The sequence below is a fragment of the Collinsella sp. AF19-1LB genome (assembly GCF_003459655.1).
Lineage (GTDB): Bacteria > Actinomycetota > Coriobacteriia > Coriobacteriales > Coriobacteriaceae > Collinsella.
Genome location: NZ_QRWO01000034.1, coordinates 1 through 22,442 on the forward strand (window position 1 = coordinate 1; position 22,442 = coordinate 22,442).

16 protein-coding genes and 1 pseudogene are annotated in these 22,442 nt (G+C 60.4%); 3 read left to right on the forward strand and 14 right to left on the reverse strand.

Going from position 1 to position 22,442, the window contains the following annotated elements:
- Positions 1-167: 167 nt before the first annotated feature.
- Positions 168-1,271, forward strand: a pseudogene (mnmA, locus tag DWX39_RS09510) (tRNA 2-thiouridine(34) synthase MnmA); the annotation flags it as partial.
- 136 nt (positions 1,272-1,407) lie between these two features.
- On the opposite strand, the gene DWX39_RS09515 reads toward mnmA, so the two are convergent.
- Positions 1,408-2,451 carry a M42 family metallopeptidase gene (locus tag DWX39_RS09515; RefSeq protein WP_117759607.1) on the reverse strand — a complete coding sequence of 348 codons (1,044 nt, stop codon included), beginning with the start codon at positions 2,449-2,451 and terminating at the stop codon, positions 1,408-1,410.
- Positions 2,452-3,055: 604 nt separating this feature from the next.
- Positions 3,056-4,222: a lactaldehyde reductase gene (gene fucO, locus DWX39_RS09520; RefSeq protein ID WP_117759609.1), complete on the reverse strand. Its 1,167-nt coding sequence runs from the start codon at positions 4,220-4,222 to the stop codon at positions 3,056-3,058.
- Positions 4,223-4,637: 415 nt separating this feature from the next.
- On the opposite strand from fucO, the gene DWX39_RS09525 reads away from it, so the two are divergent.
- Positions 4,638-5,174: a hypothetical protein gene (locus DWX39_RS09525; RefSeq protein ID WP_117757906.1), complete on the forward strand. Its 537-nt coding sequence runs from the start codon at positions 4,638-4,640 to the stop codon at positions 5,172-5,174.
- Positions 5,175-5,253: 79 nt separating this feature from the next.
- Here DWX39_RS09525 and DWX39_RS09530 read toward each other — a convergent pair whose 3' ends face one another.
- Complete coding sequence (locus DWX39_RS09530; RefSeq protein ID WP_117759611.1) at positions 5,254-5,973, reverse strand: YoaK family protein; 720 nt, start codon at positions 5,971-5,973, stop codon at positions 5,254-5,256.
- A 256-nt stretch (positions 5,974-6,229) separates the two neighbouring features.
- Between DWX39_RS09530 and DWX39_RS09535 the strand changes: the two genes are divergently transcribed.
- Entirely contained in the window at positions 6,230-8,371 is a 2,142-nt protein-coding gene (locus tag DWX39_RS09535; RefSeq protein ID WP_233508928.1) for a YgiQ family radical SAM protein, read from the forward strand.
- Here the strand turns inward: DWX39_RS09535 and DWX39_RS09540 are convergent.
- The 11 genes from DWX39_RS09540 to DWX39_RS09590 form a co-directional block, all read right to left on the reverse strand.
- Positions 8,368-9,303: a CPBP family intramembrane glutamic endopeptidase gene (locus tag DWX39_RS09540; protein WP_117759615.1), complete on the reverse strand. Its 936-nt coding sequence runs from the start codon at positions 9,301-9,303 to the stop codon at positions 8,368-8,370. The two genes, DWX39_RS09535 and DWX39_RS09540, sit on opposite strands and share 4 nt — an antisense overlap.
- Before the next feature lie 64 nt (positions 9,304-9,367).
- A complete protein-coding gene (locus tag DWX39_RS09545) occupies positions 9,368-9,571 on the reverse strand; it encodes a hypothetical protein (protein ID WP_117759616.1) in 204 nt (67 codons plus the stop codon).
- A gap of 215 nt (positions 9,572-9,786) precedes the next feature.
- Positions 9,787-11,163 (reverse strand): ATP-binding cassette domain-containing protein, encoded by a 1,377-nt coding sequence (locus DWX39_RS09550; RefSeq protein WP_147336393.1) that lies wholly within the window; start codon positions 11,161-11,163, stop codon positions 9,787-9,789.
- A gap of 3 nt (positions 11,164-11,166) precedes the next feature.
- Positions 11,167-12,216, reverse strand: coding sequence for an ABC transporter substrate-binding protein (locus DWX39_RS09555; RefSeq protein ID WP_117759620.1), 1,050 nt, complete (start codon positions 12,214-12,216; stop codon positions 11,167-11,169).
- Positions 12,217-12,218: 2 nt separating this feature from the next.
- Positions 12,219-13,973, reverse strand: coding sequence for a [FeFe] hydrogenase, group A (locus DWX39_RS09560; RefSeq protein WP_199411488.1), 1,755 nt, complete (start codon positions 13,971-13,973; stop codon positions 12,219-12,221).
- A gap of 50 nt (positions 13,974-14,023) precedes the next feature.
- Positions 14,024-15,856 carry an NAD(P)-binding protein gene (locus DWX39_RS09565; protein WP_117759624.1) on the reverse strand — a complete coding sequence of 611 codons (1,833 nt, stop codon included), beginning with the start codon at positions 15,854-15,856 and terminating at the stop codon, positions 14,024-14,026.
- 256 nt (positions 15,857-16,112) lie between these two features.
- On the reverse strand, positions 16,113-17,495 hold the full coding sequence (locus DWX39_RS09570) for a 6-phospho-alpha-glucosidase (protein ID WP_117655571.1): 1,383 nt from the start codon (positions 17,493-17,495) through the stop codon (positions 16,113-16,115).
- Between the two features lie 3 nt (positions 17,496-17,498).
- The gene (locus DWX39_RS09575; RefSeq protein ID WP_117759626.1) at positions 17,499-19,115 is read right to left on the reverse strand and encodes a PTS transporter subunit EIIC; all 1,617 of its coding nucleotides are present in this window, start codon (positions 19,113-19,115) and stop codon (positions 17,499-17,501) included.
- Positions 19,116-19,214: 99 nt separating this feature from the next.
- Complete coding sequence (locus DWX39_RS09580; protein WP_117759632.1) at positions 19,215-20,069, reverse strand: PRD domain-containing protein; 855 nt, start codon at positions 20,067-20,069, stop codon at positions 19,215-19,217.
- Positions 20,070-20,087: 18 nt separating this feature from the next.
- Positions 20,088-20,600, reverse strand: a complete 513-nt coding sequence (locus DWX39_RS09585; RefSeq protein WP_158558588.1) for a PTS glucose transporter subunit IIA — start codon at positions 20,598-20,600, stop codon at positions 20,088-20,090.
- A 343-nt stretch (positions 20,601-20,943) separates the two neighbouring features.
- Positions 20,944-21,645 carry a 4Fe-4S dicluster domain-containing protein gene (locus tag DWX39_RS09590; protein ID WP_233508929.1) on the reverse strand — a complete coding sequence of 234 codons (702 nt, stop codon included), beginning with the start codon at positions 21,643-21,645 and terminating at the stop codon, positions 20,944-20,946.
- Positions 21,646-22,442: the final 797 nt, after the last annotated feature.

The following is a 22,442-nucleotide window of genomic DNA, read 5'->3' on the forward strand; positions in this document are numbered from 1 at the left end:
GTGGGAGGTGTTCGGATAAAGTCGATAATCAAGGCTCTTCTGGCAGCCTGAGCCCATCTCGTTAGGGTGTCCCACACGACGCCCGAACTTGCTACAATGTCTGCGGCGCGGAACCAGCCTCCCGCGCCGCTTTTCTTTTTTGGCCACATGCCACCAAGGAGAACCTCCCCATGCACAATAAGCGCGTGCTCGTCGCCATGAGCGGCGGCGTCGATTCCAGCGTGACCGCGTATCTGCTCAAAAGTCAGGGTTACGAATGTGTCGGTGCCACCATGCGCCTCACCTGCCCCGCACCCGATCCCGTCACGGGCATGAGTAAGGTCGACCGCGACATCGCCGACGCGAAGGCCGTCGCCGAGCGCCTAGGCATTCCGCACCATGCGCTCGACCTGCAGCAGACCTTCGACCACAGCGTTATCGAGCTCTTTGTGAACGCCTACCAGGAAGGGCTGACGCCCAATCCGTGCATTATCTGCAACCGCCACATTAAGTTTGGCGCGCTGCTCGATGCGGCGCTGGACATGGGCTGCGACTACATCGCAACGGGACATTACGCCAAAACAAGCCAGGCGGCAGACGGCACCTGGCAGCTACATCGCGGCGAAGATCCCAAAAAGGACCAGAGTTACTTTTTGTATTCGCTCACGCAAGAGCGTCTGGCACGCACGATCTTTCCGCTGGCAGGCTTGGACAAAGAGCGCGACGTTCGCCGCATTGCCGCCGAGCAGGGCTTTATCAACGCCCAGAAAGCCGAGAGCGAGGATATCTGCTTTATCGCGGACGGCGACTACGCGGGCTATATCGAGCGCCGCTGCGGACATGCCGCCGAGCCGGGCGATATTGTATGGCGTGACGGCAGCGTGGTCGGACGTCACAGCGGCGCACTGCGCTATACCATCGGCCAGCGCAAGGGCCTGGGCGTCGCGATGGCGCACCCCGTGTACGTAACGGGCGTCGATGCCGCCAACAACATTGTGCATCTGGGCGAGGCCGAGGACCTGACGGCCACAGCGCTCACGGCCAACGACTGGATCTGGAGCGCCCCTGCCGACCGCATGGAGGCAGAGCTGGACGCCGACGGCATTCGCGTGGGCGCCAAATACCGCTACCGTCAAAAGGACCAGGCAGCGACCCTTGCACGTGGCGAAGACGGGCAAATGCTGCTAACTTTTGACGAGCCGCAGCGAGCCATCGCCCCCGGCCAGGCAGTCGTTGCCTACCGCGGCGACGTCGTCTTGGGCGGCGGCACCGTCACGGCAGCCATCAGGTAGCCCCATCCCCTTCATAAGTTGCGGTGAAATAGGGACTGTTTAAGCGTTTAAAACCGCCAAACAGTCCCTATTTCACCGCAACTTAGAGAGGACGGCCTCGGTCGGTACTGCTGTGTCAGCCGAGGCCGCTGCATCGTTAGCGCTGCACGTAGGCGCGGACGAGCTCGTAGGTGTTACGCACGCCGTCCATGTGGCTGCGCTCGTAGTTGTGGCTCGCGTACACGCCGGGGCCGATCAGGCCATGGCGAATGTCGTAGCCGGCCGAGAGCGTGGCCTCGACGTCGGAGCCGTAGTGCGGGTACACATCGATGGCGTAATCGAGCTCCAGCTCGCGCGCGATGTTGGACAGCGTGGTTACCAAGTCGTAGTTGTACGGACCACCCGAATCCTTGGCGCAAATCGACACCATGCGCTCGGTGCAGCCCAGGTCGTCGCCCACGCAGCCCATGTCCACGCTGATCATCTCGCGCGTGTCGGCCGGCACGAAAGCGCCGCCGTGGCCGACCTCCTCGTACACAGTAAAGAGCAGGGACACCTTGCGCGAGAGCGTCACCTCGCCAGCGGCGACGGCACGCGCCAAGCCCAGCAAAATGGAGGCCGACAGCTTGTCGTCCAAGAAGCGACTCTTGATGTAGCCGCTCTCCGTCACCGTGGTACGCGGATCCATAGCGATGATGTCGCCCGTCTGAATGCCCAGCTCAAGCACGTCATCCTTGCTGTCGACATTCTCGTCGAGCAGGATTTCCATGTTCTTCTCGATGGTCTTGACCGGCTCGTCGGCCACGTGCGCCGAAGGCTCGGTGTTGAGAACCACACCCGTGTACACATTGCCGTCACGCGTGTAGACGGTGCAGTTCTCGCCATCGGCCGTAGACCACTGGTGCCCACCAAGCGTCGTGGGACGCAGGCGGCCATTGTCCTTAATGGAGCGTACCATGGCGCCCAGGGTGTCGACATGGCTCGCCAAAACAAGCGGCTCGCCCTCGCCGCCAAGCTCAACCAGCACGTTGCCCTTATTGGAACGCTCAGGGCCAAAGCCCATATCACGCAGGGTCTCCTTTAGATAATCAGTCGCCGCACGGGTATAGCCCGTAGGCGAAGCAATAGAAGTCAGCGTCTTAAGCTGTCCCGCGATATAGGAGAGCGTCTCCTCTAGAGAAGCATCGATATTGGAACCCATATGCATCCTTCCAAATAAAACTAAGACCGAATCCCGATTTTAACCGTTCTACACGTGCAATGCCCTAGAAGCCGAGCCACCTCCAGACGTCCTCGCGCCGATTTTGCGCACGCGCACGGTTTAAAATCCGAATCTTGCATAAAGCTTTTCGATTTCTGCATAAAAATGAGGCATCTTCTTGCTTCGTCTCAGGGTACCCCACTTTGGACCGTGCAAAAAACGGAGTATTCAGCACCGTGGGCCCCAACGGCCCCATCACAAACGACAAAACGATGCGGTTACAGCAGTATTGCGGGTCGTCGCAAAGCAGAAACTCAGTAACAACCCCCTCCACTCATCGATAGCCCACCCACAATGGCTGTCGATGGGCGTCTGCGGGCCACTACGGGCCATTCAAAACGTTATGCATTTTTAAGAGCTTGCTGAATACTCCCAAAAATGCACGCTGGGAAGTGCGCCACCTATCCGCAGCGGGCGGTATGCCTTGGCTTTACCCATCTCGGGGCATCGACACGGCACAAAAAGCCCCGCCGCGCGTAGCGCGGCGGGGCCAGCGGCAAGTCAAAAGACTATATGCCTACGGGCGAAGGACCACCAAACGAGACTAGGCAGCCGGGCAGATCTTCTTGAAGAGCTCGATGACATCGTCGAGCGTCGCCTCGCGCGGGTTACCCGGGAAGCAGGCGTCGGCCATAGCGTCCTTGGCCAGAACCTCGATCTCGTCAGCCTTCATGGCCTCGCAGACGTGCGGGATGTTCACGTCGGCAGAGAGCTGCTTGACGGCGGCGATGGCGGCATCGGCGGCCTCGTCGGTGCTCATGCCCGTGGTGTCAACGCCCATGGCGACGGCGACCTTGGCCAGGCGCTCGGTGCAAACCGGCTTGTTGAACTCCATGGCGATCGGCAGCAGCATGGCGCAGGCGACACCGTGCGGGGTATCGTAGTGAGCGGACAGGGTGTGAGCCATGGCGTGGTCGATGCCCAGGCCGACATTGGAGAAGCCCATGCCGGCGACATACTGGCCAAGAGCCATGCCCTCGCGGCCAGAGCCGGGCTGGCCGGACTTGGCCTCGGCAACGGAGTCGCGCAGGTTCTCGCTGATCAGCTTAATAGCCTCAAAGTGGAACATGTCGGAGAGCTCCCAAGCGCCCTTGGTGGTGTAGCCCTCGATGGCGTGGGTCAGAGCGTCCATGCCAGTGGAAGCGGTCAGGCCGGCGGGCATGGAAGCCATCATGTCGGGGTCGACGACGGCGACCTCGGGGGCGTCGTTAGTGTCGACGCACACGAACTTGCGGACCTTCTCGGGGTCGGTGATGACGTAGTTGATGGTCACCTCGGCAGCGGTACCGGCGGTCGTCGGCACAGCGATGGTGAACACGGCGTGGTTCTTAGTGGGAGCAACGCCCTCGAGGCTGCGGACATCGGCGAACTCAGGGTTGTTGATGATGATGCCGATAGCCTTGGCGGTGTCCATGGAGGAGCCACCACCAATGGTCACGATAGCGTCAGCCTCGGCGGCCTTGAAGGCCTCGACGCCGTCCTTGACGTTCTGGATGGTGGGGTTGGGCTTAATCTCGGAGTAGAGGCTCCAAGCGATGCCGGCGGCGTCGAGCTCGTCGGTCACCTTAGCGGTAACGCCAAACTTGACCAGATCGGGGTCGGAGCAGACGAAGATCTTCTTGTAGCCACGACGCTGGAGCTCGCCGGGGATCTCCTTGATGGCGCCGGAACCATGGTAAGAAATGGTGTTGAGAACGAAACGATTAGCCATTGATAGCCTCCTATCGTGCGCGGGGCACCCGTTACGCCCCGCACTATAAGTCCCATCCTAACGCTTTTGAAACAAAAAACACGTGAGAACGTCAAATAGTTTAAAGCGCTTCAACATACTAACGGGGCCTTAGCCCTTCCCTCCCGACAGCAGCGAAGGCTAGATTATAGGAGCAATCGCCCAAAGAATACGACCAACTCAGTCTATAAATTGTTTCTGTTTTAGCAATATATGTTTGACAATACGTTTATAAAAGGATACTTTATAGTAAATAAAATGCATGCAGCAAATAGCGTCATTCATTTTGTTAGAAATTGCCCATGCGGTTATTGCAGCTGCATGTACCGCAACGTACAGCGCAATTCTCCGCACGAAGTAGAAGACGGTTCCAATTCGATCGAGGCGATGACGCGTGATGGCTACTGGTCCTAAATCGAGCAAGACGGCTACAAACGAATATCGAATCTCAATTGAAGGTAATCCTTATCCGCATACTCTGGCTCTCATCAACCCAGCGGGAGACAACCTCAACATCAAAAGACATGGGTTCACGGGTCCACTAGGACAGCTATCGAGTCTTAAATATACCGTTTATGACGATGCGAATGAAAAACTCTTCACTGTCGTCGACGGTGGCTTTAGCAACATGCCCAGGGTTGCGCTCATCATCGAACACAAGGAAGTTGCGGTGTTCGATTATGGTCTAAACAGACTTGAGATGAAGTGCGTAACGAACATACCGAATTACGCAATAAAAGGTAACTTCCTATTTGGAGATTACGATATATTCAGCCAACAGGAAGTGAAGCTATCTTCAGTTATCGTCCTTCAATGTGATAAACAATCGTGCTTTAGCATACAGGTTTTGGATAAAGCCGAATTAGCCGCCGCAATTGGAATACCTACAGCCATTGCCCTTCTTAGGGCTCGGATTGAAGAGCATCTCGAATAAATCGCAAAAAGCAGTTCGTAACAACATTCAGGAGCTAGATAGTTTTTCTGGCTCCTGAATGTTGTTACGAACATGCACCTTAGCGCTTAAGACTCGTGGTCTGCCAGTCAGCTACGATGCGGGCCCATTTCCTGTGCAAGTCGCGTTCGCGATCGATAAACATGATGGCAAACGCGATAAACAGCAGCATGCTCGCCACCGCAATGGCGTGCAGGCCTATGCGCTCAATACACCAGTTGCCCAGCACAGCGCCAAACACAAAGGTAAAGATCACGCCAAAGTACAGCAGGCCGTTTTCCAAAAAGCCGCGCTTGTGGGTGATGATGTAATCATCCACGTTTTGCAGCGCGTTGCGCAAGTTGCCGATGCACATGGTCGTGGCGATGCCGTGACCGTGGATCTTGCGGAAGCTCTCGACCTGCATGCCGCAGGCAAACGAAGTGAGGCAGTTGGCGAGCAGGTTGAAATCGCCACCGGGAATAAAACTCACGCCCAGCAAGATGACGGCTTCAAAGAACACCGTCACCTGGCGCCAGTGAATCACACTGCCAAACCGCTCGTGAACCAGGTCGGCAAGCATAATGCCCACGGCAAACGACACCACGGGGAAGAAATAGCGTCCCGCCAGCGCCCAGTTGCCCTCCGAGATGCTTACACCCACGAGCAGGATGTTGCCCGTCTGAGCGTTTGCGAAAACATGGTCGCGCCCTATGTACGAATAGACGTCCATAAAGCCACCGGCGAGCGCCAAGATGATGCCCAGCTCAATAGACTCCGATATCTGTTTGGCACGCTGCATCGTCGTGCATCCTCCTTGTTGACGACCCTCTCGTGCGTTGGCGGAAACATAGCCGCCGTTCATACTGTAACCCATTGACAACATGGCGCGCCCACGAGACGGGTCTCCCAATGCGCAGATACACAGTCTGGAAACAAACCGTGAGCGCGGCGCCACACCCGATGCCCGACGCCTCGTGTACTCCACCAGTCTTTTTAGCCCCGTCCCAAAAAGACTGGTTACAATTACGTGCAGCATACAAACACCGGGAGGGATCGTGGCAAAAAAGCCTCAGCACGCTCAGAACAACCAGCGCAGTCAGCAGGGCAAACAGGGCCAGCAGCAAAAGCGCGGCGGCAAGGCGCAGGGTGGGCACACCACTCATACTCCAGCAGCGCCCGCCCGCCCCTGGCGCCCGGGCCGCGATAAATTCCTCCCCGTCAGCCGCGCCGACATGGATGCGCGCGGCTGGGACCAGTGCGACTTTGTCTACATCTGCGGCGATGCCTACGTGGACCATCCGAGCTTTGGCATGGCCATCATCAGCCGCGTGCTCGACGCGCACGGCTACAAGGTAGGAATCATCTGCCAGCCCGACTGGACCGATCCCGCCAGCATCACGGTGCTCGGCGAGCCGCGCCTGGGCTTTTTGGTCAGCGCCGGCAACATGGACTCCATGGTCAACCACTATTCGGTGACCAAGCACCGCCGCCACACCGACGCCTATACTCCCGGTGGCGAGGAGGGGCACCGCCCCAATCGTGCCGTCACGGTCTACGGCAACCTCATCCGCCAGACGTTCAAGGACGTTCCCATCATCATCGGCGGCATCGAGGCAAGCCTGCGCCGTCTGGCCCACTACGACTACTGGCAGGACAAGCTCAAGCGTTCGGTGTTGCTCGACTCGGGCGCCGACATCCTCATCTACGGCATGGGCGAGCACGCGATTGTCGAGATCGCCGACGCGCTCGACGCGGGCCTGCCCGTCGACCAGATCACCTATATCAACGGCACCGTCTACCGCACGGGTTCGCTCGACGAGGTCTACGACTACGACCTGCTGCCCAGCTGGGACGACCTTGCCGCCGACAAGCTCAACTACGCGCGCAGCTTTAACGTGCAGCAGCAGAATATGGACCCCATCACCGGACATCGCCTGGTAGAACCCTACCCCAACAGCGTCTATGTGGTGCAGAACCCGCCGTCGGCGACGTTAACGACCGATGAGATGGACGAGGTGGCCGAGCTCCCCTACGCACGCGATTGGCATCCCGACTACGACGCGGCGGGCGGCGTACCGGCCTTTGCCGAGATCAAGTTTTCCATTAGCTCCAACCGCGGCTGTTTTGGCGAGTGCTCGTTTTGCGCCCTCACCTTCCACCAGGGCCGCGTGTTGCAGATGCGCAGCCACGATTCGATCATGCGCGAGGCCGAGCTGCTCACGCGCGATCCCGAGTTTAAGGGCTATATCAACGACGTGGGCGGACCGACGGCAAACTTTAGCCGTCCTGCCTGCGACAAACAGCTCAAGCACGGCGTGTGCAAGAACAAGCGCTGCCTGTGGCCGAGCGTGTGCAAGAACATGGTGGTCGACGAGAGCGGCTACACGCAGTTGTTGCGCGACCTGCGCCAGCTGCCGGGCGTCAAGAAGGTCTTCGTCCGCAGCGGCATCCGCTTTGACTACACCATGGCCGACGCCTCGGACGAGTTTTTGCGCGAGCTGCTGGAGCATCACGTCTCGGGCCAGCTGCGCGTAGCGCCCGAGCACGTGAGCGACGCGGTGCTCTCCGTGATGGGCAAGCCGAGCCGCGCCGTCTACGACGCGTTCTGCCGTAAATTTGAACGCCTGAACCGCGAATACGGACTCAAGCAGTATGTGGTGCCGTACCTGATCTCGAGCCACCCCGGCTCGACGATGAAGGAAGCTGTGGACCTGGCCGAAGCCGTGCGCGACATGGGCTACATGCCCGAGCAGGTGCAGGACTTCTACCCCACCCCGTCCACCATGTCGACCTGCATGTACTACACCGGCGTGGACCCACGCACCATGCAGCCGATCTACGTGGCACGCGACCCGCACGAGAAGGCCATGCAGCGTGCGCTCATCCAATACCGCAAGCCCGAGAACTACAAGCTCGTACGCGAGGCGCTGGAAAAAGCCGGCCGTCGCGACCTGATCGGCTACACCAAGCATTGCCTGATTCGCCCCGTGCCGCCACGCCCGGGCGAGACATCTGCTGGCGGGGGGCATGGCACCGGCAAGAAGGGCGGCAAGGCCCACGGCGGCGCTGGCGGTGCCGGCAAGGGACCCAAAGGCAGCAAGGGGCACGGCGGCATGTCGCGTGCACAGAACACTACCGGGCGCAATCGCGCGGCCCAGGGGCGTCAGGGCGCCAACGGAGGCGGGCGTCGCAACTAGGGCAGCGGTGCGCTCGCTGCGTCCATCCCACACGCGTGGCGCAGCGAGCGCATTGCCTCAACGAGGATGACGCCGGCGATAGCGACCGTGATTATCACGTCGAGCGGTGTGTTCACAAACCAGAGCAACGTCATGAGATACGACCCGGCATTAAAGGCAAAGTGCAGCAGAATCGTGTAGCGGAGCTTTCCGGTCGTCACGAGCACCCAACCAAAGATGAGGCCGGCGGCGCCCGCGTAGCAACCCTGCACCCAATTCATGTGCATAAAACCGAAGATCGCCGCCTGCAGCACAATCGCCGCGGCGATACCCCACGTACTTGGGGCCGCCCAGGGCACCATGGCGCCGCCCTGCGCGCTCACACGACGCCGGCGCTTCCAAAGTGGGCGGCACCGCGGATTAAACGCTCGGAGCGAAAACTCAAAAATAATGCCGCGCACCAGCAGCTCTTCACAAAATGGGGCGCCGAGCACCGTAGTCAGTACGGCCAGATAGCTGGTGTCGCCCATGCCTGTTTCCTCGACAAGCTCGCTGTAGTCGGCCGCGGCATCGGGCAACAGCGACAGCACGGCATCGGTCACGTAGCCAACGACCACCTGCAGGGCAAGGCCAATCACGATAACGCAGGCGATGCGCCTCCATGCTTTGCCTGCTCCCCCGCCAAGCGGGCGCTCGCCCTGCCAGCGCGTCATAAACGAGCGCGGCCACAGATAACGCCACCACAGCAGCGCCATCAAAAACGATGCCGTCTGCGCGACGGCCTGAAGCGATTGAATGTCGAGATCATCGATCGAAAAACCCATGAACACCGACGCGACGCCAAGGGCGGAGAACAAAACGATGCTCAGGGCAATATCGGCAGCGACGACGCCAAAACAGGCAAGCACCCAAATCATCGCATTGAGCATGCCAACCTCCTCAAAACCCGGCACTTAGGGACGCTCCTTAACTGCCGGCAGAAAAGGAACGTCCCCAAGTGCCGGCAGTTTGGGACAGTCATTGTTGATGAGAATCGGGCGCAGTGCCAAAAGCCCCGTTGGGCGAGATGTCGAACGGGAAGGTGCCGCAGCGATTGAACGCAGCGATAAACATGCGGATGGCGTTGGACGGCGTGGTGCCCACGAGCTGGGTTGCCGTCGCGAAGGCTGCCTTCTCCTCGGGCAAGACCTTCGCGACAACAGGGGTCATGTGTTCTGCCATGGCGCTTCCTTTTTGAAACGACGGTAGTGCGGATAGATGCGGGCCACGCGGCTGGGCGACGGGCCGTGAAGGCAACCCGATTGGCCCGCATCCGGAGTTTGTTTCTGCGGCGTTGGTATTACTTGGTATTCCTAAGTATTACCCCGCAGATAGAATACCACAACCGACTCTATGGGGACGGAGGAAAACGAATCATTTTGTTGTTGAGTCAGTATTTAGAGCGTGATGATGTCCGAGATATCGAGGGCCTGAGCATCGGCGACATCGTGCGTGGCAAGCAACAGCATACGGCCGTCGAGCAGGTCGAGCACAGCCTTGGCCGTCGCATCGCGCGCGGAGGCATCCAGGCCGGTAAAGGGCTCGTCCAGAATAACGGCACCGCCCGGGCACAGCAGGGCTCGAGCGATCTCGACGCGACGGCGCTGTCCGCCCGAAAGCTCGGCCACGCGAGCATGCACATCGATTCCCGGCACCAGCAGGCGCAGCAATGCCGCGGCGCTCGAAGCATCCACGCGTACATCGGCGCACACCAGCACGTTTTCCAGCGCCGAGGCGGACTCAACCAGGCGCGCATCCTGAAACACCATCGAGCACGGCGCGCACTCCCCCGCCGCCAACGAAAGCAGCGTCGACTTGCCCATGCCCGAAGCGCCCATCACACAGATACGCCCACCCGCAGGCACGTTGAGCACCAGTCTGTCGAGCGCCGGCGCCCACGGAGCGCGATCGCCCGCGGCAAGCGCAAGCTCCGCTGCAGCGCCATCGCTCGCAGCCCCCGCACGCCCGCGCAGTCCATGCCCATGCGCCCGCACGGCCGCGCGCCACGCCACGGGCCCCGAAACCCGCAGCAGCCACACCAGCACGCGCTCACACGCCCACGAGGCGGCAACGACCAACACGGTCCACGCCAGCAGATCTGCCGTCTCAATCAAAAGCTTTGCCTGATAGATGCGCTCACCCACGGTGCCCGTCGCCATGCCGATGAGCTCCGCCGCTACACCGGCCTTCCAGCTCATGCCGATGACCGCCTTCGCGCACGAAAGCACAAACGGCAGCACCTCACGCCAGGTGTGGGCGCAAAACAGTCGCCAGCCGCGCACGCCATGCAGACGGAACATCTGCTCCAGCGGTTTATTCACCTGTGCCAAGCCCTCGGCCAGCGAAAAATACACGCCCGGCAGCGCCATCAAAAAGACTGCCGCGATGCTCACGCGCGCCGACCCCAGCCAGATTAGCAACAGGACCACCACGCAGGCGACCGGTGTCGCCTTTACAAACGACAGCGCCAGAGCCACCAGGTGCGCAAACGCCCGCGAACGTGACGAAATCCCGGCAAGCACACCACCACACACCGCGGCAAGCGCCAGCCCGCCCAGTATCCGCGCGCCCGAGCCCGCCAAAATCGCCCAGGTACCGCCATCGCACATCAGGCGCAGCAGCGCCAAGGCAACAGCACCCGGCCCCGGCAAAATCAGCGGCTGCGCCACCAGCGCCGCCACCAGCATCCACGCGGCAAGCCAAAAGGCGGCGACGGCACCTACTGCCGCCACCGCCTTCATACGCTCTGTCATTTGTCGAGCAAACGCACGCACGGGCTACTCCATGTAGTAGAAATCGTCAGCCGGGAGCTTACCGCCCACGGCACTCGCGTCCGCATCGGCCAGCACCTGCAGGTACCCACCGAGCGCCGCCTTCATATCCTTGTCCGTCTGGCAGACAAGCATGCACCCGGGAATCGCTTTTTCGGCGATCTTGGCGTTGTCCACGATGCCGGCATCGACCACGGCCTGCGCCCAGTCTGCCGGCGCCGCATTGACAGCCTTAACGCTCGCCGCATGGCAGCTCAAGAACTCCGCCACGGCATCGGGATGTTCCTCGGCAAACGCGCGGCGCACCACGGTCACGCCCGTCAGCAGACGCGAGCCCGTGTCACCCGCCAGCTCGTCCCACACATCGGTCAGACTCACCGGTGCCGACAGCTTGCCCTCGCTCTTTGCGATGGCAGCGGTCTTGAACGGCTCGGGCAGCACGCCCACGGCGGACGGGTCGGCAAGCAGGGCCGACAGCACCTCGGTGGGCTCGCTCTTAAACTCGAGCGTCACCTGGCCGGTCAGGCCCGCGCGCTCCAGCAGGTAGTTCATGACGTACTCCGGCGTGGTGCCCTTGCCCGTCATATAGACGGTATGGCCCGCCAGATCGCCAAACGAGGTCACACTCGCGTCGCCCGTCACCACGCTCAGCACGCCGAGCGTATTGATGTCGATGACCTGCACCGCGCCCTCGGTCTTGTTGTAGAGCACACTCGCCACGTTGGCGGGCACCAAGGCGATATCGACATCGCCCTGAATGACCTTGGGCACGATTTCGTCGGCCGCGGCGCTGATCGCAAAGTCGAACTCGTTATCCGTCTCGCCACGCGCCGCCTGGTCCATAAACTGCACCAGACCGATCGACGTCGGTCCCTTGAGCGAGGCGACATGCACCTCGACCGGCTCGGCGGCAGCAGCACCCGCAGCGGCCGAGCCTGCAGCAGACCCAGCCACCGCGGCCCCGCCGCTGCAGCCAGCCAACGCAAGCGACAGCGCGCCCGCGACAAGCGCCGAGGCAAACCCTCGGCGCGAAAGCTCAAATTCAAACGCGCGCATCGTTAGCACATCCCTTCGTTAGGCATCGTCCAAGCGTGGTGGTCAGTGTGCAGCAACTCCTCGGTCAGCGGCGAGAGCGGCGCGCCCAAGAACTCGCGATAGCATGCCTGAACATCGGGATTCTCGTGCGAGAAGCGAATGTCCGCTGCCGCATCGAGGCCCCAAAGAACCTGGCCACGCTCTGCCGCCAGCTCGCAGCCGTCATGGATGGGCTGGCCACCGCCACCGACGCAGCCGCCCGGACACGCCATGACCTCGACGAAGTCATAGCTCGCACGGCCGTCGCGAATCGCATCGAGCAGGCGGGCGGCGTTGCCCAGCCCGTGCGCCACGGCGACGCGCACCTTGGTGCCATCGATATCGGCCACGGCTTCCTTCCAGCCGTCCAGGCCGCGCACGTCGGTAAAGAAGTCGGCGTCGGGGTTCTCGCCCGTCACCAGGTAATAGGCCGAGCGCACGGCGGCCTCCATCACGCCGCCCGTGGCGCCAAAGATCACACCCGCGCCCGTGCCAAAGCCCAGCGGCGTATCGAGCGGCTCCTCAACCAGCGTGTCCACGCTCACGTGGTTCGCGCGGATCATGCGCACCATCTCGCGTACCGTCAGCGCAACGTCAACGTCGGGCGCGCCGTCCTCGCCCACCATGCTCGGCAGCGCGCACTCGGCCTTCTTGGCCGTACACGGCATCACGGACACCACAAACAGGCGCTCGGGCTCCACGCCCAGCACCTTGGCGTAGTAGGTCTTGGCGATGGCGCCGAACATCTGCTGCGGCGACTTGGACGTGGACAGGCTGTCGACAAACTCCGGGTAGCGCGCCTTCACAAAGCGCACCCAGCCCGGGCAGCAGCTCGTGAACATGGGCCAGCCGCGGCTGTCGCCCTCGCCCTTGGCGGCGGCGCCCAGGCGCTCGAGCAGCTCGGAGCCCTCCTCCATAATGGTGAGGTCGGCCGAGAAATCAGTATCGAACACGTACTCAAAGCCCACACGACGCAGTGCGCAGGCCAGGCGCTCGACGGTGGCCTCCTCGCGCGGAATGCCGAGCTCCTCGCCCCAAGCGCTACGCACGGCCGGCGCGATCTGCACCAGCACGATCTTGTCGGGATCAGCGAGAGCGTCGAACACGGCCTCGGTGTCATCGCGCTCGCGCAGCGCGCCTGTCGGGCAATGCGTGATGCATTGACCGCACGCGACGCAATCGGTCTTGCCGATCGGCGCACGCCCGCGGGTGCCCACGGCGGTATGCGTGGCGCGGTTGGTCAGGTCCCAAATCCCTAAGCCCTGCACGCTCTCGCACACCTTGATGCAGCGCATGCATTTGATGCACTTGTCGTTATCGCGGATGATGGGGAAATCGAAGTCCCAGCCCTCGCGCGCCAAGTGCTTTTGATACGGCAGGTAGAAAATGCCCAGGTCGTTGGCGATGGTCTGCAGGTTGCAGTTACCGCTGCGCACGCAGCTCGCGCACTGCGCATCGTGCTGCGACAGCAGCAGCTGCACGTTGGTGCGACGAGCCTCGCGAGCCTTGGGGCTGTTGGTGTGGACCACCATGCCGTCGAGCACGTAGTTGTTGCAGGCGGCAACCAGCTGGTCGCAGCCTGCAACCTCGACCACGCACACGCGGCAGCCGCCGATCTCGTTCAGATCCCGCAGATAGCACAGGGTGGGAATCTGGATGCCGACGGACTTGGCTGCGTCCAGGATCGTGGTGCGCTCGGGCACCACGACTTCGCAGTTATCGATAATGAGCCTGACCATGTTGTGCGCTCCGTTTTCGGTGTTGTCGCTGACGGTGGGGTTGTTGAGCTCTACCATTCCAGGTTCCTCCCTCCGCGGAACGCACCAAAGCCAAAGTGGTCGCAGCGCAGGCAGCGGCTCGCCTCCTGGCGCGCCTCCTGCTCAGTAAGACCTTGCTCGACCAGATTCCAATCGTGAATGCGCTCGCCGGCCTCGCGCTCGCCCAGCTCGCAGCGGCCGCACTCATGCTTGCCCTTAAACTGGACGGTCGGCAGCTCGACCTCGAGTTTAATCTTGTGATCAAAGCCCAGGTAGCGGTCGATGTTTGCCGAGGCCACACGGCCAGCGTTGATGGCGCGGATGACGGTGGCGGGGCCGGTCTGGCAGTCGCCGCCGCTAAAGAGGCAATCAAAGATGGGCACGGCGCCGTCCGAGTCGGTGACGACGCAGCCCCACTTGCAGGCAATGCCCATCTCCTCAAACGGCTTGGAATCGATGTCCTGGCCAATGGCCACAAACACGTGCTCGCAGGGGATGACACGCTCGGGCGTAGCGGCGGCACGCGGGGCCGGGCGACCACGGCGGGGCTCGCCGATAATCTGCGGTTGCACGCGCAGGCCGCACACGCGACCGTCCTCGCCCGTCTCGATGGCGAGCGGGGCCGTCAGCTCCAGCACCTCGCAGCCCTCGGCCTGGGCGCCGGCGATCTCGGCGTCCTGGGCCGTCATGTCGCAGATGCGACGGCGGTAGACGATGCTCACCTTTTCGGCACCGCAGCGCACGGCAGAGCGGGCAACGTCCATGGCGACGTTGCCGCCACCGATGACGCATACGCGCTGGCCGCTCAGGTCGGGCAGCTCGTCGTCGCCGATGGCACGCAGCATCTTGACGGCCGACTCCACGCCGAGCGCCTCTTCGCCCGGAAGGCCGAGCTTCTTATCGCTGTGGGCGCCAATAGCCAGGTAGACGGCATCGAACTCGTCGCGCAGGCGGGCAAGCTCCTCGCCGTTGACGGAGTGGTCGAGTTCCACGTCGATGCCGGCGCTCAAGATCCAGTCGATCTCGGCCTGCAGGCGCTCGCGCGGCAGACGGTAGCTGGGAATGCCGTAGCGCAGCATCCCGCCCAGGTGGTGGCGCTGCTCAAAGATGGTCACCTTATGGCCCATCACGGCCAGGTAGTAGGCGCAGGAAAGACCGGCCGGGCCGCCGCCAATCACGGCGATGCGCTTGCCGGTGTTGTCGGCCACGCTGGGCTTGTAATCGTTGAGGTCGCTGTGCTCAACGGCAAAACGCTTGAGGGCGAGGATGTTCATGGGATCGTCGACCATGCCACGGCGGCAGTGCATCTCGCAGGGATGCTCGCACACCAGGCCGCAGACGAGCGGCAGCGGATTGTTCTTGCGGATGACCTTGACGGCGTCGGCATAGCGGCCGGCCTCGACCAGCGAAATGTACCCGGGAATGTCGACGTGCGCCGGGCAGCCCGAAACGCACGGGACGCGGGCCTCGCGGTCAAAGCCGCAGGAGTGCTCGCGGATGTGATGCTCAAAATCGTCGCGGAAGCCGCGAATGGCCGTGAGTGCCATGGCGCCAGCTTCGTAGCCGATGGCGCAGTCGCTCGAAAGGTAGATGGTGCGGGCGGTGCGCTCAATCAAGTTGAGCGTGGACTCGTCGGCGCGGCCCTCGAGCACATCGGCGAGCAGGTCGCTCAGCGCGCTCAGGCCCACGCGGCAGGGCGTGCACTTGCCGCAGCTCTGGGTGGAGCACAGATTGACGAGCGCTGCCGTAAACTCAACGGGGCACGGGGCGAGCGAACTCACCGCCAGACGGCGTCCGAGCGCATCGTGCAGGTCGTCCATGACGGCCTGAGCGTGGCTGCGTTCCATTACGTGCAGTCGAGCCATAAGATCCCCTCTCACATGGCAGCCCGGAGGCGAGGCCGAGCGAAGTTGCTACACGCACAACACTGACCTAAAAAGTTGTTAGGTCTCCACGCAGTTCGGCAGGCGGTATGAAATGTCACCCTCGGCGGTGAAATAGAACATTACCGCAGATAAATGCCATATTTGGTAAAACGCGTTACCAAATGACAATGCCCCGCCCACGCAATCACGTGGACGGGGCATTGCTCCAGGTATGCGGCCAGCGACCCTGTTGCTTTTACTTAAGCTCGGGCCAGTAACCCTTGTTGGCCTCGATCATGTCGTCGAGAACCTCCTTGGCGACCTTCATCGAAGGCACGGTCTTGTTCAGCGTAAAGGCCTTGAGCGCCTTCTCGTAAGAACCCTCGATCGTAGCCTCGACCACGAGCTTCTCGGAGTTCAGCTGCTGCATCATGAGGCCCTGCTGGAACAGAGGAATGTTGTCGCGGCTGATGACCTCGGGGCCATTCTTGCCAATGTAGGCAGGCAGCTCGACCATAGCGTCGTAGGGCATGTTGGGGATAGCGCCCTTGTTCTCGCAAATGACCAGGAAGCGCTGCTTGGTGTCGTTCTTCAGAGCGATAGCCAGATCGGCAATCCAGTCGCCGTGGCTGCCCGCATAGAACGTGCTCTCGTCGATCTCGCCCGTCTTCTCGTAGTGGTCGATGCCGTCGAAGAGGTTCTTCTCGCGCGTCTCCTCAACCTCGTTAGCACGGGTGCGCTCGGGGTTGGAATGCTCGACGAACTCCTTCTGCTGCAGGTAGTAGTTCAGATACGTGTTAGGCAGGTACTCCGGGAAGCACTCCATGATCTCGTACTCGCCCTTCCAGACGTAGTACCAGCTGCCCTTGGTGTGGCGGTTCTGCTCGGGGTGCTCGTCAGTGGCCTCCTCGGGCTTCTTTGCCATGAGCGAGCCCATGCCCTTGAGGTAGGAGTCGGGCAGCAGAATCTCATGCTCCTTGATGTACTCGCGCAGCTGCGGGAGCACCTCCTCGCCCTTGTGGCGGATCGAGGTGAACCAACCAAAGTGGTTGAGGCCAAAGTAATCGTACTCGACATCCTTCTTGTCGATATCGAGTGCGGCGCAAACCACGTCGATGATCGCGATCGGCATGTCGCAGATGTTGATGATGCGAGCGTTGGGACGCAGCACGCGGCAGCCCTCAGAGACGATGGCAGCAGGGTTGGAGTAGTTGAGAATCCAGTAGTCCTTCTTGGCGTACTTCTCGACGTCATCGATCAGCTCGACCATGGGGAAGATGGTACGCATGCCGTAGGCAAGGCCGCCGCAACCGCAGGTCTCCTGACCAACGCAGCCGTGACGCAGCGGAATCTTCTCGTCCTGCTCGCGCATGGCGTAGCCGCCCACGCGCATCTGGGCAAACACGAAGCTCGCGTCGGTAAAAGCCGTCTTCTTGTCGGTGGTCACCGTGAGCTTGATGTCCAGGCCGAGGTCCTCGTGCAGAATCCAGTCCACGAGCACGCCGATCTTGCGCTGGCGCTCCTCGTTGATGTCGTACAGACGAATCTCGTCAACGTCGAGCTCGTCCTTGCGAAGAGCGATGGACTTGACGATGCCGGGGGTAAAGGTGGATCCGCCACCACACAGAGTAATGATCATTGTTTACTGCTCCTTCTCAATTGCGTTTTCGACCTTGTCGCGCATCTCGGCGACCTTCATGCCAAAGATGATCTGGATATTATTGCCGTTGCGGTTGATGCCGCTGTTGGGCACATGGTTGATGAGGTCCTCATTGATGAGGTCCGGGTTCTTAACGTTCACGCGGAGACGCGTAAAGCAGTTCTCGAGCTCCTCGATGTTGTCCTTGCCGCCAAGACCTGCGACCAGGTCGGCAATACCTGCATCGACGCCCTCTGCGGGGGCCGCGGCAACAGCGCCCTGCTTCACCGCGACAGACGCGGCGGCCTCGCCCTCGGCAACGGACTCAGCAAGCTCGGACTCTTCCTCGCGACCAGGCGTGTGGAGGTTGAGCTTCTTGATAAGGAAGGTGAAGAGGAAGAAGTACAGAGCGGCGTTGACGACTCCAAGCACCAGCATGACCGGCCAGTTGGTCTTATCGACACCGAGGACCAGGTTGGAAACCACGATGTTGATGATGCCGCCTGCAGTCGAAGCGGGCACGGAGAGGACCTTGAGCAGGACCAGGAAGATACCGGAAAGAACCGAGTGAACGACAAAGAGCACGGGAGCGGCAAAGACAAAGAGGAAGTCCATGGGCTCGGTGACGCAGGAAAGCACGGCGGTGATGATCAGCGGGATGATAACGGCCTTGGTCTTATCCTTGTTCCCCTTGTAAGCGGTGAAGATAAAGGCGAGACCGATACCGATGTAGGGCCACAGGTTGTTGAAGGTGTAGCTGTTGAAATACGTGCTATCGGAGAAGGGCTGGCCCGTCATCGCCATCTCGGCAACACGGATGGGATAGGCGCCGGCGATAACCTGATCACCCAGCGTAAGGGTGCCGCCCACATCGGAGAACTGGAACGGGGTGTAGATGAGGTGGTGCAGGCCGGTGGGAACGAGCAGCTTGTTGAGCATGCCGTAGATAAACAGACCGATGTTGCCCGACTCCTTAATGATGCCGGCAACGGAGGAGATGGCGCCCTGAACCGGAGGCCAAACGATGCAGAAGCCAGCGCCCATGATCCAGGAGATGATGATCATGATCAGGAACGGGAAGCGAACGCCCGAGAACATCGAAAGGGCAATGGGGAACTGCTTGTTCGAGTACTTGTTGAACACGGCACCGGTGATGCAACCAAGAATGATGCCGCCAAACACGCCGGTATCGAGCACCTGAATGCCCATAACGGTGGCCTGGCCGGTTCCGGTAAGACCGAGCATGCCGCTCGCTTCGGCAAGAGAGCCGGTGGCGTTGAGCACGATGTTGTTAGCCTGCAGGAACAGGAAGAACGACATCAGGGCAATCAGCGAAGCATGGCCCTTGTTCTTCTTTGCCATGGCGCCGGCGATGCCCACGCAGAACAAAATCGAGAGGTTGTTGATGATAAACATCAGCGACTGATAGACAACGGCGCCCACAAGCTGGAACGGACCGGAGCCCAGCACAGGGATCACGGCGCAGATGGTCTTGTTGGTCAGAATAATGCCCACGATGAGCAGAATGCCGGCAACCGAGAGATACATCATCGGCTGAACGATTGACTTCGCGAACACCTCCAACGGCGCTTTGAAATTGAACTTCTTTTTTGCGGTCATAGCGGTACTCCCCTTCCTTTTCCGCAAATTGAGACAGATGTGCCCTGGACAAGGCCATAAGCCCTGCCTTATATCAATCGATGTGTGGGCACGTTATGCCTAGAGACCAGGTTCTCCAAGCAGGTTAACAATGTGGTACGCGAGATAACTCTTCTCGGCATTGGTAACGACAACGTTATAGGTAGACGACAAGTGGGCGGCTATGGCGTCCGCGCACGAGAATGCGCACGGATACGCCGTTTCATCGATTCGGAACAGCGCGTCGCCATTGATTTGCCCGGCCGCAGGATCGAGCGCTCGCTGCGCGAAAAACTGCAGGTGGCGGACGAAACGCTCATAGGGCAGCGAGGTGTCATCGAGGGTCGTAGCATAGCGCTCGGAAACAATCGCGAGCACGTCGCGAACAAGCTGGACCGAGATGATGAGACGGTCGGAGCGTTGCGGCATGGTGGCGTTGACGATATGCAGCGTAATAAAACCCTGCTCTTCTTCGCTCATCTGGATGCCCATATACTCCTTGACAATCTGCAGCGCACGGCCCGCAAGCGCATACTCCTTGCGATAGAACTGCTGGATCTCGAGCAGCAACGGATTCTCGCAGGGGACGCCCTTGCGCTCGCGCTCCAAAGCAAGGCTGATATGGTCTGCAAGAGCAATGAGAATCTTGTCGTTGACATCAACATTGAGCTCTCGACGGAGCATCTGAACAATGTCCTCGGAAATCACGAGGTTGACGGTGGGAATAGACTCCAAAAGATGTGCCAAGCGGTCAATCGTACGCGAATCCTGAGAAGTGCCCTCCTGCAGCGCATAGGTCTTTTCGACCGATGCTTCATCGATAGCGTCGCCGGCATGACGGCCAAAGCAGAGGCCTCGACCGATGACAATGAGCTCGGAGCCATCGTCCGAAGTGACCATTGCGACGTTATTGTTGAAAACTCGCTTGATAACCACGGTACCCACCAAAAGAATTTACTCGGAAAGCCAGACGACAGGCTCTTTAACAGCAACAGGGCCGGAAGCGTGCTCACGAAGAGTCGAGTTCTCCGAACGCTCGCATACAATAACGAAGACCGTGGGATCGAAGCCGGCGGCGCGGACCGCGTCAAAATCGACCTCAACGAGGGGCTGGCCCGCGTCGACATGGTCACCCTGGGCAACAAGCGCATGGAAGCCCTTGCCCTCAAGTTTAACAGTGTCGATTCCGATATGCAGCATCACCTGAGCAGAGCTGTCGTCGGACATGATGCCCAGTGCATGCTCGGTCGGGAACAGCGCCGCGACGGTACCGGAAACAGGAGCGCACACCGTTCCCTCTTGGGGAACCACGGCAACGCCATCGCCCACGGCACGGCTGCTAAAAGCGGGGTCATTGGTTTTTTCCAGATGAACAAGCTCGCCGGAAACGGGAGCGAGGATTTCGAACTCGGAAGATGCAGTCTTCTGCTCATCCGAACCGCCCATCAGGCGAGAAAAGAAACCCATGGTGGCATGTCCCTTCATAAATATAGCCCAACCAAAATCAAGCGAATGCGTCCATAGAGACGCATCCGTTCAAAGACTTTGGTTAGGCCCACGTCCGAGGGACTCGGTAACCTTCCGCATTTCTTTTTACGGGAGCTATTGTAGACAAGCCCAAAGCCAGAATAGTCATTATGACCGGTGAGCGGTATTTTTTCTTCGATAAACGGTATTTAGGCAGCACTTGGGGACGTTCCTTTTCTGCCGGCACTCGGGGACACTCCTCACTCTGGTGCATTGGGGACAGGTTTGTTTGCACCAGGTTGGTGCAGATTAACCTGGCCCCATTGCACCAATTTCGTATGCGCTAGACAAAGAGCTCGCATTCCTTCCGCACGACGCAAACCTTGCTCAGCATCTGGGAAACAGCGGATAGCTTGTTGGGATCAAGCTTACGAGCGCCTCGCGGGCATACGGCAATGCAGCGCATGCAGGAGATGCACGCCTCGCCAGCTGCTCGTTTGGGGTCACCCTTGTCGATAGCACAAACGGGGCACGCCGCGGCGCATGCACCGCAGGAGACGCAATCCTCTGTTGCCTCAGGTGCCATGCGGTGACCTCTGGCTTGTTTGTAAGGACGATTGCCGGGAATAGAGGGCTCGGATGTATCCTCAGCCAACAGCTTTTGCTGAATTTGCTGCGCAAACTCTGCGAGCTGCGCCGCATCCTGCACATCCGGACGACCGGCAGCAAACTGTCGCGCAATGGAATGTTCTGCAATGGCTGCAACTGCCGCGATTACCCGGAATCCCGCATGCTTCGCAACGTCCTCCAGCTCTACGAGCGTGTCCTCAAACGCGCGGTTTCCGTAGACGCACACCAGAACGGCCCGCGCTCCGTTGCCGTGAACCATGTTCAGTCGGTCGACCGCCACGGCAGGGACTCTGCCGGCATACGCTGGCACGGAGATAACAGCCACGTCGTCCTTCGTCATCGAGACCTCGTGGAAATCCAACCCGCTATCGGTCAGATCGACGGTAACGGTATTCTTGTCCAGCGCTCCAGCCACAAGGCAAGACACCTTCTCCGTTCCACCCGTCGGACTAAACACAATTTCAAATACGCTCATCTAGACACCCTCCCCCTACGCTCAGCAACGCGTCAAGCCGTTTTCACATCCAGCCAGAGTATACGGCACGTGGGGTCCCCATTTTGGCGCACCAAGCACCCCAATGCACCAACCCTACGCTGCCTGCCTCTTCGTTTTGTATAAATTACGGTACAGATTGTATATATTTACGGGATACCGCCGTGTTCTCCCAAGGTACCCCATCCTGGCCCGTGCAAAAAACGGAGTATTCTGCAACGTGACCGCGCCAGCACCGCCGCGGATGGGCAAAACTGTAGGGCGCCGTATCATTTTAAGTCCCGACATGGCGAGAATGACGCGCCCCTGCTCCGGAAAACGACGAAATCTGACTCAGAACGCTCGCTAGGGATATCCGAAGGCCACCGTTGGCGACGTCAAATCATATGCAGACAACTCGAACTGCAGAATACTCCAAAAAATGCACGGCGCACCCCATGGGACCCATTGCCGCATGGTAGGAAACAGGCCCACGGCATCCTCTAGATGCATTCCCGAGGAAATCACATTTGAACTAGCGATCGGATACGGCAAACAAAAAGGGCCCCGAGCGTAGTTGCTCGGGGCCCTTGGTTCACCTCGCTCTAGCGGGCGATGCGTGCGTTATTTGCGCTTGCCGCCGCCGTCACCGGGACGACGGGAGCTGCCGCCGCGCTTGCCGCCACGGCTGTTGCCATAGCTGCCACGGTTATCGCGACCGCCGGCGCGGCCGCCGCGGG

Excerpts from the sequence above, each read along its gene's own strand:
- DWX39_RS09515 (WP_117759607.1), bottom strand. The coding sequence starts at position 2,451 with ATGGGTTCCAATATCGATGCTTCTCTAGAGGAGACGCTCTCCTATATC.
- fucO (WP_117759609.1), bottom strand. The coding sequence starts at position 4,222 with ATGGCTAATCGTTTCGTTCTCAACACCATTTCTTACCATGGTTCCGGC.
- DWX39_RS09525 (WP_117757906.1), top strand. The coding sequence starts at position 4,638 with ATGGCTACTGGTCCTAAATCGAGCAAGACGGCTACAAACGAATATCGA.
- DWX39_RS09530 (WP_117759611.1), bottom strand. The coding sequence starts at position 5,973 with ATGCAGCGTGCCAAACAGATATCGGAGTCTATTGAGCTGGGCATCATC.
- DWX39_RS09545 (WP_117759616.1), bottom strand. The coding sequence starts at position 9,571 with ATGGCAGAACACATGACCCCTGTTGTCGCGAAGGTCTTGCCCGAGGAG.
- DWX39_RS09555 (WP_117759620.1), bottom strand. The coding sequence starts at position 12,216 with ATGCGCGCGTTTGAATTTGAGCTTTCGCGCCGAGGGTTTGCCTCGGCG.
- DWX39_RS09560 (WP_199411488.1), bottom strand. The coding sequence starts at position 13,973 with ATGGTCAGGCTCATTATCGATAACTGCGAAGTCGTGGTGCCCGAGCGC.
- DWX39_RS09565 (WP_117759624.1), bottom strand. The coding sequence starts at position 15,856 with ATGGCTCGACTGCACGTAATGGAACGCAGCCACGCTCAGGCCGTCATG.
- DWX39_RS09570 (WP_117655571.1), bottom strand. The coding sequence starts at position 17,495 with ATGATCATTACTCTGTGTGGTGGCGGATCCACCTTTACCCCCGGCATC.
- DWX39_RS09575 (WP_117759626.1), bottom strand. The coding sequence starts at position 19,115 with ATGACCGCAAAAAAGAAGTTCAATTTCAAAGCGCCGTTGGAGGTGTTC.
- DWX39_RS09585 (WP_158558588.1), bottom strand. The coding sequence starts at position 20,600 with ATGGGTTTCTTTTCTCGCCTGATGGGCGGTTCGGATGAGCAGAAGACT.